This window comes from Streptococcus pasteurianus (assembly GCF_004843545.1).
GTDB lineage: Bacteria > Bacillota > Bacilli > Lactobacillales > Streptococcaceae > Streptococcus > Streptococcus pasteurianus.
The window spans coordinates 302712-317494 of the sequence record NZ_CP039457.1 but is presented as its reverse complement, the minus strand read 5'-3'; the positions used below and the strand labels follow the sequence as shown (position 1 = coordinate 317494).

Genomic DNA, 14783 nt, shown 5'->3' with positions numbered 1-14783 from the left:
TTATTTGACAAATAGAATTATATCATAAACTTTTCTTAAAGAAAATACTTTTGTCAGAATTTTTTGTCAGATTATCTAACACGATAATTATATGGTATAATCATAATGATTAATTTTTTTACAAAGGATGGAACTTCTAATGAAGAAGATTTTTGCGTTTTTTGCAATTTTTCTGACTTTTCTTGCAGTAGGAAGCAAAGTTAGCGCAGATGATGATTTTGATGTATCTGCCGAACACGCTATTGCTGTTGAAGCTACCACAGGAAAAGTATTGTATGAAAAAGATGCAACCACACCTGACGGAATTGCATCTATGACCAAGATTTTAACTGTTTACTTAGTTTATAAGGCTATTGATGAAGGAAAAATTTCTTGGGATACCAAAGTTTCTATTTCAGATTATGCTTATAATTTGACAGCGAATTCTGATGCTAGTAATGTTCCTATGGAAGCACGCGAATATACGGTTGAACAACTTGTAAATGCAGCAATGGTCGCTAGTGCAAACAGCGCAGCTATTGCCCTTGCAGAACAAATCGGCGGTACTGAAAGTAAATTTGTCGATATGATGAAAGCACAATTGGAAGCATGGAGCATCACAGATGCCACAATTGTCAATGCCTCTGGTCTTAATAATAGTTATCTTGGTGATAATATCTACCCAGGTTCAAGTTCAACTGATGAAAATATGATGAGCGCTCGAGATGTTGCTATTATTGCTCAGCACTTAATCACTGAGTATCCCGATATTTTAAAAATCACAAGTCAAACAACTGCTGACTTTGATGGCACTACGATGAATACCTACAACTATATGTTAGAAGGTATGCCATATGAACGCTCAGGGGTTGACGGTCTTAAAACAGGTACGACAGAATTAGCTGGCGCTTCTTTTGTGGCTACTTCAACTGAAAATGGTATGCGTATTATTTCTGTTGTTATGAATGCAGATGGTTGGGAAGATGATGAATACGCTCGTTTTGAAGCAACAAATGACTTGCTAGATTATGTCAAATCAAACTATGAAATGGTGACACTTGTCAAAGCAGGGAAATCTTACCAAAGTAGTAAAGCTACGGTTAATGACGGTAAAGCAAAATCAGTTGCTGCTGTTGCTTCTGAAGATTTAAAAGTTGTTCATCGTATTAATACTGATGTTTCTGCTGATTTTTCAACTAATGCAGACGGCTATGATGCTCCTATTACTAAAGGGCAAAAAGTTGGAACCATTACTTATAATGACACCCAAATTGTAGGAACTGGTTATCTTGATTCTGAACCAAGTGTAACTGCAGTTGCTAAGACAGATATTGATAGAAGTATTTTCTTCAAGGTATGGTGGAATCACTTCGTCACTTTTGTTAATGAAAAACTTTAATTTTCATATATAAGAGAGGCAAGCCTTTGGCTTGTCTCTTTTAGTCTATTACCCAACAGAACCTTCCATTTCATAACTAATCAATCGATTAAGTTCAACGGCGTATTCCATTGGTAATTCTTTTGTGAACGGTTCAACAAATCCCATAACAATCATCTCTGTTGCTTCTTGTTCTGAAAGACCTCGGCTCATAAGATAATAAAGTTGTTCTTCTGAGATTTTTGAAACTTTAGCTTCATGCTCAAGTGCAACTTGTGAATTATGAATTTCGTTGAAAGGGATGGTATCTGAACGCGAAATATCATCCATGATAATGGTATCACATTCAATATGACTAACTGATTTTTTAGATTCCTTATTGAAAGTCACTTGACCACGATAGTCAACTTTTCCACCACCTTTGGCAATGGACTTTGAAACAATCGAAGATGAGGTGTGTGGTGCATTGTGAATCATTTTTGCACCTGTGTCTTGGTGTTGCCCTTTATTAGCAAAAGCAATTGACAACATTGTGCCACGCGCACCTTCGCCGTCAAGGTAAACAGATGGGTATTTCATGGTTGTTTTCGCACCAAGGTTACCGTCAATCCATTCAACAGTTGCATTTTTCTTGGCTGTGGCACGTTTTGTTACCAAGTTATACACGTTGTCCGACCAGTTTTGAATCGTTGAATAACGCATATAACTGCCTTCAAGTGCAAAAATTTCAACGATAGCGGCATGCAAACTTGCTGATGAATAATTTGGTGCGGTACATCCTTCGACATAATGAACGCTTGCCCCCTCATCAACGATAATCAATGTTCGTTCGAATTGCCCTGTTGCTTCATTGTTAATACGGAAATAAGTTTGCAAAGGGATATCGACCTTAACCCCTTTTGGCACGTAGATGAATGTTCCACCTGACCAAAACGCTGAATTCAAAGCTGCTAATTTGTTATCCGTTGGCGGAACTAGCTTAGCAAAATATTTTTTAAAGAGGTCAGGATACTCTTTCAAAGCAGAATCCGTATCTGTGAAAATGATTCCTAACTTATCGTACTCATCTTTCATGTTATGATAAACGACTTCTGATTCGTACTGAGCTGACGCTCCTGCGAGGTAGGCACGTTCAGCTTCAGGAATTCCGATACGTTCAAACGTTTCTTTAATTTTATCTGGAACATCATCCCATGAACGCGCTGGTCTGTCAGAAGCTTTTTGATAATAATTAATCTCATCAAAATTAATATCTGACAAATCAGGTCCCCAATCTTGCATTGGCATTTTATTAAAAATTTCCAATGATTTCAAGCGGAACTCAAGCATCCATTCTGGTTCGCCTTTTTCTGCTGACATTTCACGAACAACAGCTTCGCTGATTCCTTTTCCTGTGGAAAAAATAGGTGTTACATCGTCATGAAAGCCAAATTGATAATCACCGATATCAATTGGCTTTGGAGTTATTTTTTCATTTTTTTCAGGCATCTAGTTACCTTTCTAATCCTTACTATCGTTTTCAATAGCTTTTTTCAGAGCATTCCAAGCAAGTGTTGAACACTTGATTCGCTGCGGAAATTTTGAAACCCCTGCCAAAAAACTAGCTTCGCCTAGTCTTTTTTGAGCATCATCTTTTTCACCTTGAACCATTTTTGAAAAAATCTCAGCCAGTTCAAGCGCTTCTTCTTTTGTTTTACCGATAACGGCATCTGTCATCATGCTTGATGAAGCTGTCGAAATGGTACAACCATCACCTGCAAAGGCGATATCCGAAATACGATCACCGTCAAACTTCACTGATAAAGAAATCACATCACCACAAGTTGGATTGTTAAGATTGACTTGGTCAACATCTTCTAATTTTCCATGGTGATGTGGACTTTTGGAGTGGTCAGAAACTACCGCCATATAAAGACTATCTAATCTAGAAAGTGCCATTGAAAAACTCCTTTGTTTTAAGAATTGCTTCTACCAGTTTATCACAATCTTCTTTCGTATTATAGATATAAAAACTTGCACGCACAGCTGAATGAATACCAAGATAAGTAATCAATGGTTGTGCACAATGGTGTCCTGCACGCACAGCGACACCTTCATAATCTAGTGCCGTTGCCACATCGTGTGGGTGTAAGCCATCTAAGTTAAAGGCAATTACTCCCATGTGTTGACTTGGGTCTTGTGGTCCGTAAACCGTCAAACCATCAATAGCTTGCAATTTCGGAAGGACGTAATTTACTAATTCTTGTTCGTGAGCATGTACGGCGTCCATACCAATATTGGTTAAGTAATCAATAGCTGCTCCCAAAGTAATAGCTCCCGCAATATTGGGTGTTCCTGCTTCAAACTTCCATGGTAATTCTTTCCATGTTGCCTCTTGTTCATAGACAAAATCAATCATTTCGCCACCAAATTCAATTGGTGACATTTGATTAAGCAATTCTTCTTTACCATAAAGGACACCAATACCCGTTGGTCCTAGCATTTTATGTCCCGAAAAAGCAAAGAAATCGCAGTCCAAATCTTGAACATCAATGCTCATGTGAGGTGCTGATTGCGCACCGTCAACAACCATATATGCCCCAACTTGGTGAGCTAGCTCTGCTATTTTTTTGACAGGTTGAATTGAACCAAGGACATTTGAAACGTGGGCAACACTAACAAATTTTGTTTTGGGTGACAATTTACTTTGCAAGTCTGCCATGTCAAGTTGTCCGTCTTTGAGGTAAGCGTAGACTAATTTTGCTCCCGTTTTACGGCAAGCTTCTTGCCATGGAATGACATTTGAATGGTGTTCCATGATTGAAATGAGAACTTCATCGTCTTTTTGGAGCACTTCTTCTGCAAAACCTGCTATCCAGTTTAGTCCAGTTGTAGTGCCTCGTGTGAAAAGAATTTCTTTTGTTGACTTGGCATTAATAAATTGGCGTGCCTTTTCACGACTAGCTTCGTAAGCAGCCGTTGCACGTTCAGCCAAAGTATGAACACCACGGTGAACATTGGCATTTGTCTTATGGTAATAGTCGTTAAGTGTATCAAGAACTTGTTGTGGTTTCTGTGTTGTTGCCGCATTGTCAAGGTAAACTAATGGTTCATCATTGACAATTTGGTCAAGAATAGGAAAGTCTTGATAAATGTTATGCGCATCTAATGCTGACATTCTAACGATTCTCCAATTTACGGTCTAATACCGCAATCATTTCATCACGGACTTCTTTTACAGGAATTTCCGTAATAACAGCGCCCAAGAAACCACGAATAACCAAGCGCTCTGCTGTATCCTTATCAAGTCCACGACTCATCAAATAATACATATCTTCGGGGTCAACTTGTCCAATTGAAGCCGCATGACCTGCCGTTACATCATTTTCATCAATTAACAAAATTGGATTGGCGTCAGAACGTGCTTTATCAGAAAGCATTAAAACACGGCTTTCTTGTTGTGCATCTGCTCCTTTTGCTCCCTTGATAATATGTCCAATACCGTTAAATGTCAGTGTTCCACGTTCTAAAATAACACCATGTTGTAAAATATGACCAATTGAATTGCAGCCGTAGTTTGTCACACGTGTATCCACACCTTGGACTTGACGTCCTGATGATGCTGCAACAACTTTAAGATTGGCATGGCTACCATTTCCATACAAATCTGAATCGAAATCAGCGATAACATTGCCTTCATTCATGATACCGAGTGCCCAATCGACACTAGCATCTTTACCGTGGCGAGCACGACGACTAATGTATGTTGTGACATTCTCACCCAGACGGTCAATAGCTGAAAATTTTATTTGGCTATCATCAAGTGCAATAACCTCGACGCTGATATTCGCTGTTGCTTGAGCATCACCCTCGCCAATTGTTTCAAAGCGTTCCAAATAATTAATGCGACTATTGCGCCCTGCAATGATTAAAATATGCTTGTTAAACGGCACATCACTAGCTTTATCTTGATAAAATAAGCCTTCGATTGGCTCTTCAATCTCAATATTATCAGGAACGTAAAGAACAGCTGCGCTATTAAAATAAGCGGTGTGATAAGCAGCTAACTTATCTTCTTTAAAATCACGCGCTGCTCCAAAATACTTTTCAATAATATCAGGAATTTCTTCCAAAGCTGTATAGAAATCGGTGAAAATAACACCTTTATTAATCAAATCAGTTGGTAATTGTTCTAAAACGGTTTGTGTACCGACTTGAACAAGTTTTGGATTGTCTCCAAGTGCTGTGAAATCAGGGACATTAGCAAGTGCTTGGTCCTCTGAAATCGTCCCATCACCTAAGTTCCAGCGGTGAAATTTAACACGGTTGATTTCAGGTAATGTCAATTTATCTATATTATCAAAGGCAGTCAAACGACGTTCTTGTAGCCATAAAGGTTCTGCCTTTGTTTGTGAAAAATTTAGGATAGATTCTTTCGTCATAATTTGATGTTTACTCCTTTTCATAGTCATCATACGAGTATCGTCTGCCAAAAGCAGACTCTGACATCATCAATTACACTTCTTCTTCGTATTTTAGTCCAAGTTCTTCTGCAATTTTTGCATAGCCTTCTTTTTCAAGACGGGCAGCAAGTTCAGCATCACCTGAAAGAACAACACGTCCATCCATCATAATATGCACCACATCTGGCGTAATATAGTTGAGAAGTCGTTGATAGTGAGTAATAATCATAGCTCCAAAATTATCGCCACGCATAGCGTTAACACCTTTTGAAACAATTTTAAGAGCATCGATATCAAGTCCTGAATCAATTTCGTCAAGAAGTGCAAATTTAGGTTCGAGCATTAGCAATTGAAGAATTTCATTACGTTTTTTCTCACCACCTGAGAAACCTTCGTTAAGGTAACGTTCTGCCATTTCTTCTTTCATGCCAAGAAATTCCATTTTTTCATCAAGTTTTGTGATGAAATCCATAACTGAAATTTTATCGTCATCTTCTTTTCCAGCATTCATAGCTGCACGGATAAATTCAGCATTGGTAATTCCTGGAATTTCAGATGGGTATTGCATAGCAAGAAAAAGCCCAAGACGTGCACGTTCGTCAACTTCGAGTTCAAGGATATTTTCACCGTCAAGCAAAATTTCGCCTTGAGTAACCTCATAATTTGGATTTCCCATAATAGCTGCTGATAAAGTTGATTTACCAGTACCATTAGGTCCCATAATCGCAGCAATCTCTCCAGTCTTAAGGGTTAGATTGACACCTTTTAAAATTTCTTTATCTTCAATAGAAACATGAAGATCTTTTATTTCAAGTACAGACATGTGTACATTCCTCCAATTAATCAAATACGACAGTAACTTTTTTCTGAAAATTACCGCAGTTCTATAGGGTTACTAGTCATTATATCAAAAAAAAGCCATAATAGGCTTTTCAATCACTTATTATTTTTGCGATTTTTCCATTTTAGCATGGTTGCTTGGCGATAATCGCTATTTCCGATAAATTTAAGCGTATCAAAGAGTGGTGTACGCCCTACTCCCCAAATTTCTAGCCCTTCAATAAAGACTTCTAAAGCAAAGGCAACACCAACCATTAAAAGCACACCGCCAAGACGGCTAGAGACATTTAGCAACAAGGCGATAAGTGAAAAGAGAATGGCAATACCATAAACCACTAAAACTGCTCCACGATGCGTGAATCCCATTGCCAAAAGGCGGTGATGCAAGTGCATCTTGTCTGCTTCCGTCGCTGGACGCCCTGACAATTTACGACGAATAATCGCCACAGTAGTATCTAGTATTGGTACACCAAGAATGATAACTGGCGTTACCACGGCAACAGCTGTTGAATTTTTCAACCCTTGCAATGATAAAACACCAATCATAAAACCTATAAACAGAGCACCCGTGTCTCCCAGATAAATAATCGCAGGGTTGTAGTTATAAGGGAAGAAACCTGCAATACAAGCAATCAAAAGTAAGATTGTCAACGTTAGGTAAAAATCAGTTTGCGGTAAAAAGAAATACGAAACCAAAGCCATTGTAACAAGGCTAATGATTGATACGCCACTAACCAAACCATCTAAACCGTCAATCAAATTCATTGCATTGGTAATCGAAATAATCCAAAAGACGGTTAAAAAGAAAGTAATTACTGAATTAAACTCGAGCAAAGGACCGCCAAACGGTATTTTAAAACTATCAAATCGGAAATCTGTAAATGCCCAGACAACAACAGCTCCAAGAATAATGCCTGCCATTTTTGTCTTAGGTTTCAATTCGTAAATATCATCGATAAAACCAATCGTTGTGATAATCAATCCACCAATAACGACTGGCAAAATATAATCAAAATAAGATGTTGTCCATATCGGCTCTTTCAAAACCCTTGGCATTAGAATTAAGGCTGAAATCAAGAAAGAGATAAAAATTGCTAATCCACCGCTGCTTGGCATAGGTACTTCGTTGACACGTCTAGCATTTGGATTATCAACAGCTCCAACACGAAATGCAATAAAACGAACAATCGGTGTCAAAAATAATGATAGTAAGAAAGCGCCGATTAAAACAAGAACATATTCAATTGTAAAGGGTGCCATATTATACCAACTCAATCATTTTTAATTTTACAACAGCGTCATCTGCTAACATTTCAAGACCGTGCTCTTGCAAATAAGCACGCGTTTTTGTACCTGTGCTAGCATATTCCAACAAACGAGCATACATCAAATTCGCATAGTATGACGGATGATTTTGTAAATCAAGTAAAATGGTCATGTGGTAAAGACCACCATCTTTGTAGAGTTCTGATGCTTCAACCGGAAAATCAATTGCTTTAGCAAAGGCTACTACAGCTTCAAGCGTTTGAAAATCAAAGACATAATGAACATAGTCAGATGGATTAATGTCATCTTCTGATGGTTCTGTTTGAGCTTGTTCTGTGAGAACCTCCTCAACAGCACTTTCCATCATTTCTTCAATTTTTCCTAATTTTTCATGCGCTTCAGTATCACCTTTAGAAAGCATTGTTTGTTCCAATGTTTTGAAAAATTCCTCAGGTGACATGTTTGACACGTCGTCAAATGCAGCTAAATCTTCAAAATTAATTTCTTTATTAATTTCAGATTTTGTAACAAAGACATCAATACGGTCTTTTCTTGGTGTCACACGGAAACTAAGCATTCCGCTATCTTTGAAATTATCTGGTAAATCTAATTCGTCCATTACTGAGTAGAAGAACTCCTCTGTCTTTTCTTGTGGAATCAAAAAATCTTTCAACTCCATGCCACGTTCTTCCAAATCTTCCATACTAATCGTTATTTTTAGCGTTGTCTCGCTAATCTGTTTCATTTCCATACTAATTACATTATACAAGAAAAGTCGGACTTTTTCAATTTTTACGCTATAAAAGCAGCCCTTGAGAGGCTGCTTAGTTATTAAAAGATAGCTTTCAAGATACTATAAACAATAAGAATCGAACCTAAAACGATACGATATTTACCGAAAATAGTGAAATCATGTTTTTTAACATAATCAGTCAAGAAGCGGATAACGTAAAGGCTGACAAGGAATGCTGTCACACTAGCAACCATTAAAATTAAAAATTGACTGAAACTAAGAACATTTCCATCTAGGAAGAACTTAACTGCCTTCAAGCCACTATAACCAAACATTGTTGGGATAGCAAGGAAGAAAGTAAAGTCAGCGGCAACTGAACGACTTGTCCCCACAATAATTGCCCCTAGAATTGTAGCACCTGAACGACTTGTCCCTGGAATAATACTAAGAACTTGGAAGCAACCAATCCAAAAAGCGGTTAAATAAGGCATACGAGCAAGTTCAGTAACCTGCGGTTCAACATTAGCATTGCGTTTTTCAATCCAGATAAAAGCAATCCCATAAACAATCAAAGCAATGGCGATTGGAACCATGTAATTAAAATGTGCTTCAAACCAATCATCAAGCGGCAACGCAATCAAAATTGATGGAATACAAGCAATAACAACTTTTAACCATAATTGCCATGTTAATTGGACTTCACGCGCTGTTTTACCAGGTTGAAATGGGTTCAAACGTTTAAAGTAAATTACGATAACAGCCAATATTGCTCCCAATTGGATAACAATATTGAACATATCCAAAAACGCTTTGCTTTGGTTCAAACTGATAAACTCTTGAACCAAAATCAAGTGTCCTGTACTTGAAACAGGTAACCACTCTGTAATTCCCTCAACTATCCCTAAAAAGATAGCCTTTAGTAGTTCGAAAAATAACATAAGTTCTCCTTAAATTTATATCTCTTCAATTATAGCAGATTTGAAGCGTTTTTAAAACGCTCCGCCTCCACCTCCGCCTCCGCCGCCAGAGAATCCTCCCCCGCCACCTGAGCCGGAGCTACCAGAGGAAACGGAAAAATGAGCAGCCATGTTCGCATTGTGACTAGCTAATCCTAGCTGATGAGTATGCATACCAATCATATAACCTAGTTCTTGATTGGTTAAAATAACCGATTCATTTGCAAGCTTGATAGCATTAAAATCAAGGTATTTTTGCACCCGTTTAGCATAACCAAATAAAGTAGCATAAACCAAGATACGATTCCAAACAACGACACCTTGAATATCAACTTTATCAAATTTATCAATGTCACGCATCATATTGGTAAAGCTAACCCATGCTTGCACACATTGTTGACCCTCAGCTGTTATCGTTCCATGTTCGGTAGAATAATGCATTTTTCGGTTAATGTAAAACAGCATGAAAATCACAATTGCTAGTAAAGTACCGTATATGAGAAAAATCCAATGCTCCTGCATAAATGAATAAACGCCGCTTAAAGTTACTAAGAGCATTGCTACCAGTAGGAAGCGACGTGCCAACGAAATGGTACTCTTAGTTCCTTCAGATAATTCTTGACGAATAGCTGGTAAGTTTTGACTCGTCACCTCTTTTTCCACTAACTTATTAATGCTATTCAATTTAGCATTGTATCGGCGATTAAAATCATTTCCTATCTTATTAAGCTTGCTTTCTAGTGTTTTACCTTTATATTGTTTTTTATACTTATTCAGCAAAGTATCATCAAAATGGTAATCAGCAAAAAGATCATCAATAATTATTTTCTCTTTTCCACCAAATGCCATATCAATCACTTCGGCTTCATAATCCATCATCGGCATATCAAGATGACAGAACAACTCCTTATTATCAACGCTAATAACCTTACGGTCAATCAAATCAAGCAAGGTTGCTTGCATAGCTGTCTCAAAATTAAACTTTTGTGGAATTGAACTGCCTTTAGTATCCAAATGTTGCAGATCCACATCATAAATGTATTTCAATACTAAAAGTGGCGACCAGTCCTCTGGCGCTTCGTAAGAACGTATTTTTCTATCAAAATGTTCATATTGTCCAGCAAGTCTGAATGCTCTGAAAAATACCACTAAAGCACCCACTATCAATATAATAACAATTGCTGGCAAGATATAAAATAACAACATCTGTAAAACTTGACTTCTATGAACAATTTTAGCCTCTTGTTTGATAATAGCTGACTTTCGATTCTTAGATGATAAGCTAACATTTTCAAAAATTGAATGGTCCCAATAAGCGTGTAGCTCCAATTTACCACTAACATTTTTAGCTGAAATTTGATAACCATTCGACATTTTGGTAACTGTTGTTGAATTCAGATAACCTGTATGTGCCCACAATTGGCGATTGGAAGTGGACTTATCCGTGGTTACCGTAAAATTCACATTATGCAAGGTTTCATCCCAATCACTGATTGGTACCCAGTTTAATTCGACAACATCTGAATACGGAAACAACAATTGCGATAATTGCCAGTGCACAGTAACCACAACAGTATCACCACTCGAACCAGCATTATAAACTTTCACTTCATAACCATCACCAAGATTAGAAATTCTAGTGTCAACTTCTCTGCTAGTTCCATTAACTTCTGCCGAAATTTCAGGTTGACTATTTACCGAAAAACCAGCTGGCATATTACCAGCTTCTCCCAATGTTACAATTTGCCCATTATAAGACGAATCAAACTGATACGTAATCTTCTGAATAAAATCAGCTGAATTATCGTTATGTATTTCTAAAACACCGTCATAATGGCTAATACTGTAGTCAACTTCAGCATTAACCTGAACGGACAATCCCAAAAATGTCATAATAGCAAGTAAAAATAATGTTAATTTTTTCATCATCTCCTACTCCTTTCCTCTCCCTTATTTTACCATATTTCATTGTATAAATATTCTATTTTTAGGATGATTATATTGAAATCAAAATCTATTTCTTGTAAAATGGTAGGGTATAAGAATAGACAGGAGTCTTAAATGAAAAAGTTACTTTTAAGTTGTTTTGCAGCTGTTCTTCTTCTCTTTGGAGGAATGACTAGCATACACGCTGACGAATACCTTCGTATCGGTATGGAGGCTGCCTACGCTCCCTTCAACTGGACACAAGATGATGATTCTAACGGAGCTGTTCCTATTGAAGGAACTAATCAATATGCTAACGGATATGATGTCCAAATTGCTAAGAAAATTGCAGACAGTTTAGGCAAGGAACTTCTCGTTGTCAAAACAACTTGGACAGGATTAATTCCTGCACTTACTTCTGGGAAAATCGATATGATTGCTGCCGGAATGAGCCCAACTGATGAACGCAAAAAAGAAATTGCCTTTTCAGATAGTTACTACACAAGTTATCCCGTAATCGTTGTTTCTAAAAAAGGCGATTATGCCAATGCAACATCTCTAGCTGACTTTTCAGGTGCAAAATTAACATCTCAACAAGGTGTTTACCTTTATAACCTCATTGACCAAATTAGCGGTGCAACTAAAGAAACTGCCATGGGTGACTTCAACCAAATGCGTCAAGCTCTTGAATCTGGTATCATTGACGGTTATGTTTCTGAACGTCCAGATGCCATCTCAGCCGAAAACGCTAATAGCGACTTCAAGATGATTTCATTTGAAGAAGGTCAAGGTTTTTCAACATCAGAATCTGATACAGCTATTGCCGTTGGTCTTCGCAAAGACGACACAGAAATGCTCGCTAAAGTCAACGCTGTTTTAGCTGGTATTTCAGAAGATGAACGTTTGGAACTCATGGATAAAATGATTGAAGAACAACCATCTGATAATTCTGAAGAAGATGAAAACAGCAACTTCTTCACTGACATGTGGACAATTTTCAAAAATAACTGGAATCAATTCTTACGTGGTGCTGGAGTGACACTCTTCATCTCAATTATTGGTACAGTTGTCGGTCTCTTTATCGGACTTCTCATCGGTGTTTATCGTACCGCTCCAAAAGCTGCCAATAAAGTATTAGCTGGACTTCAAAAAGCTTTCGGTTGGGTACTCAATGTCTATATTGAAGTCTTTCGTGGTACGCCAATGATTGTACAAGCGATGGTTATTTACTATGGTACTGCTCAAGCTTTTGGAATCTCAATTGACCGTACCTTAGCCGCTGTCCTTATCGTTTCAATCAATACTGGTGCTTACATGAGCGAAATCGTCCGCGGTGGTATCTTCGCCGTTGATAAAGGTCAATTCGAAGCCGCAACAGCACTCGGATTTACCCACGGACAAACCATGCGCAAAATCGTTCTTCCACAAGTTGTCCGCAATATTTTGCCAGCAACAGGTAACGAATTTGTCATCAATATCAAAGATACTTCTGTATTGAACGTTATTTCCGTTGTCGAACTTTACTTCTCAGGTAACACCGTTGCGACACAAACTTATCAATATTTCCAAACATTTACTATTATCGCGATTATTTACTTTATCCTCACCTTTACTGTGACACGTATCCTACGATTTATTGAACGTCGTTTCGATGCGGACACCTACACAACTGGTGCTAACCAAAACCAAACGAAAGAGGTGAAATAATGACACAAGCTATCATTGATATTAAACATTTAAAAAAATCTTACGGACAAAATGAAGTCCTCAAAGATATTTCACTTTCAGTAACTAAAGGTGAAGTTATTTCGATTATCGGTTCATCAGGTTCAGGAAAATCGACATTTCTTCGTTCTATCAACCTTTTAGAAGAACCAACAGCTGGTGAAATCCTCTTTCACGGGCAAAATGTTCTTAAAAAAGATTATAATTTGACAGAATATCGTGAAAAATTGGGCATGGTTTTCCAATCATTTAACCTTTTTGAAAATCTTAACGTTTTAGAAAATGCCATCGTTGCCCAAACAACTGTTCTCAAACGTTCACGTGACGAAGCTGAAAAAATCGCTAAAGAAAATCTTACAAAAGTCGGTATGACAGAGCAATACTGGAAAGCAAAACCAAAACAACTCTCTGGCGGTCAAAAACAACGTGTGGCTATCGCACGCGCCCTCTCTGTCAACCCTGAAGCAATGCTCTTTGACGAACCAACTTCAGCCCTTGACCCAGAAATGGTCGGAGAAGTTTTAAAAACAATGCAAGACCTTGCCAAATCTGGTTTAACAATGATTATCGTTACTCACGAAATGGAATTCGCCAAAGAAGTTTCTGACCGTGTGATTTTCATGGATAAAGGCGTTATCGCCGAAGAGGGAACACCTGAACAAATCTTTGAACATCCACAACAAGAACGTACAAAAGTTTTCTTACAACGTTTCTTAAAATAAAGTTTAAATACAAAGCTGGAGACAACAACATCCCAGCTTTTTTTAGTTTCTAAATAGCATAAAATTGCTAACATTTTTCAAAAAATCTTTTTAATATAATTATAAGTTTCCTAGCTTATACTAACGATAGTAAAAATTACCCCGACTATTAATCACTAGAAGGAGGAAATCAAAATGGCAACTTTAAAAAGAAGTATCATCAATATCGCATTAACTCTTGTATCTTTTGCTTTTTCAAGTTGGTTTTATGAATACTATCTGATGACTTATACCCATTACATTTCCTCTTATGGTGTCTCATTTACCCTTGCCTTAAATACTATTATTACACTGATTTTAACTTATTTCACGTTCATTCTAATACACTTAGTTTATACTAAGAAGATTACAAGTTTGACAGTCGCTGTCTCTTACTTCATTTATTTTATGATTTTGATTTACGTGATTTTGCTGAAAAATATCGGTATCCAAGGCTATTCTTTTAATCCATTATCGTTTATTTCTGACTTTACAAGTGGTAGCCGCTTTGTTCCTATTATGAACCTTGTTATGTTTATACCTTTGGGCTTTCTTTTCCGACCTTCCAAAGAAAATTTTATCCTAGCTTTCTTTGGTTTACTGACGATTGAAACAGCCCAATACGTTTTCCACCTTGGTATTTTTGATTTAGGAGATGTCACCCTTAACCTCTTGAGCATTAGTATTGGCACTCTGCTACATCAAACTGCTTTAAGAAAATGGTTAAGTCAACATATCACACAAAAAATAATCAAATTCTCTTAAAAAATTTAGTATAACACAAAATGCTTTACTGGT

13 protein-coding genes are annotated in these 14783 nt (G+C 37.4%); 4 read left to right on the top strand and 9 right to left on the bottom strand.

The window, feature by feature from the left end; translation table 11 throughout:
- The first annotated feature begins 139 nt into the window (after positions 1–139).
- Positions 140–1378 (top strand): D-alanyl-D-alanine carboxypeptidase PBP3, encoded by a 1239-nt coding sequence (gene pbp3, locus E8M05_RS01835; protein WP_013851461.1) that lies wholly within the window; start codon positions 140–142, stop codon positions 1376–1378.
- A 48-nt stretch (positions 1379–1426) separates the two neighbouring features.
- Here the strand turns inward: pbp3 and sufB are convergent, their stop codons facing one another.
- The 9 genes from sufB to E8M05_RS01790 form a co-directional block, all read right to left on the bottom strand.
- Entirely contained in the window at positions 1427–2845 is a 1419-nt protein-coding gene (gene sufB, locus E8M05_RS01830; protein WP_003063304.1) for a Fe-S cluster assembly protein SufB, read from the bottom strand.
- Between the two features lie 12 nt (positions 2846–2857).
- Positions 2858–3295 (bottom strand): Fe-S cluster assembly sulfur transfer protein SufU, encoded by a 438-nt coding sequence (gene sufU, locus E8M05_RS01825; protein WP_003063303.1) that lies wholly within the window; start codon positions 3293–3295, stop codon positions 2858–2860.
- A complete protein-coding gene (locus tag E8M05_RS01820; protein ID WP_003063302.1) occupies positions 3282–4514 on the bottom strand; it encodes a cysteine desulfurase in 1233 nt (410 codons plus the stop codon). The genes sufU and E8M05_RS01820 overlap by 14 nt, the downstream gene beginning before the upstream one ends.
- A gap of 1 nt (position 4515) precedes the next feature.
- Positions 4516–5778, bottom strand: coding sequence for a Fe-S cluster assembly protein SufD (gene sufD / locus E8M05_RS01815; RefSeq protein WP_013851460.1), 1263 nt, complete (start codon positions 5776–5778; stop codon positions 4516–4518).
- A 73-nt stretch (positions 5779–5851) separates the two neighbouring features.
- Positions 5852–6622: a Fe-S cluster assembly ATPase SufC gene (sufC, locus tag E8M05_RS01810; RefSeq protein WP_003063299.1), complete on the bottom strand. Its 771-nt coding sequence runs from the start codon at positions 6620–6622 to the stop codon at positions 5852–5854.
- A gap of 113 nt (positions 6623–6735) precedes the next feature.
- Positions 6736–7899, bottom strand: a complete 1164-nt coding sequence (locus tag E8M05_RS01805; RefSeq protein ID WP_003063296.1) for a glycosyltransferase family 4 protein — start codon at positions 7897–7899, stop codon at positions 6736–6738.
- A gap of 1 nt (position 7900) precedes the next feature.
- Positions 7901–8656, bottom strand: coding sequence for an adaptor protein MecA (gene mecA / locus E8M05_RS01800; RefSeq protein WP_003063294.1), 756 nt, complete (start codon positions 8654–8656; stop codon positions 7901–7903).
- Between the two features lie 80 nt (positions 8657–8736).
- Positions 8737–9576 carry an undecaprenyl-diphosphate phosphatase gene (locus tag E8M05_RS01795; RefSeq protein ID WP_003063292.1) on the bottom strand — a complete coding sequence of 280 codons (840 nt, stop codon included), beginning with the start codon at positions 9574–9576 and terminating at the stop codon, positions 8737–8739.
- A gap of 51 nt (positions 9577–9627) precedes the next feature.
- A complete protein-coding gene (locus E8M05_RS01790) occupies positions 9628–11523 on the bottom strand; it encodes a DUF2207 domain-containing protein (protein WP_003063289.1) in 1896 nt (631 codons plus the stop codon).
- A gap of 132 nt (positions 11524–11655) precedes the next feature.
- On the opposite strand from E8M05_RS01790, the gene E8M05_RS01785 reads away from it, so the two are divergent.
- The 3 genes from E8M05_RS01785 to E8M05_RS01775 all read left to right on the top strand — a co-directional run bounded on the left by E8M05_RS01785 (position 11656) and on the right by E8M05_RS01775 (position 14750).
- The gene (locus tag E8M05_RS01785; protein WP_003063286.1) at positions 11656–13227 is read left to right on the top strand and encodes an ABC transporter permease subunit; all 1572 of its coding nucleotides are present in this window, start codon (positions 11656–11658) and stop codon (positions 13225–13227) included.
- Positions 13227–13967, top strand: a complete 741-nt coding sequence (locus E8M05_RS01780; RefSeq protein WP_003063284.1) for an amino acid ABC transporter ATP-binding protein — start codon at positions 13227–13229, stop codon at positions 13965–13967. Before E8M05_RS01785 ends, E8M05_RS01780 begins: the two co-directional genes overlap by 1 nt.
- Before the next feature lie 174 nt (positions 13968–14141).
- A complete protein-coding gene (locus tag E8M05_RS01775; protein ID WP_003063281.1) occupies positions 14142–14750 on the top strand; it encodes a VanZ family protein in 609 nt (202 codons plus the stop codon).
- The last annotated feature ends 33 nt before the right edge of the window (positions 14751–14783 follow it).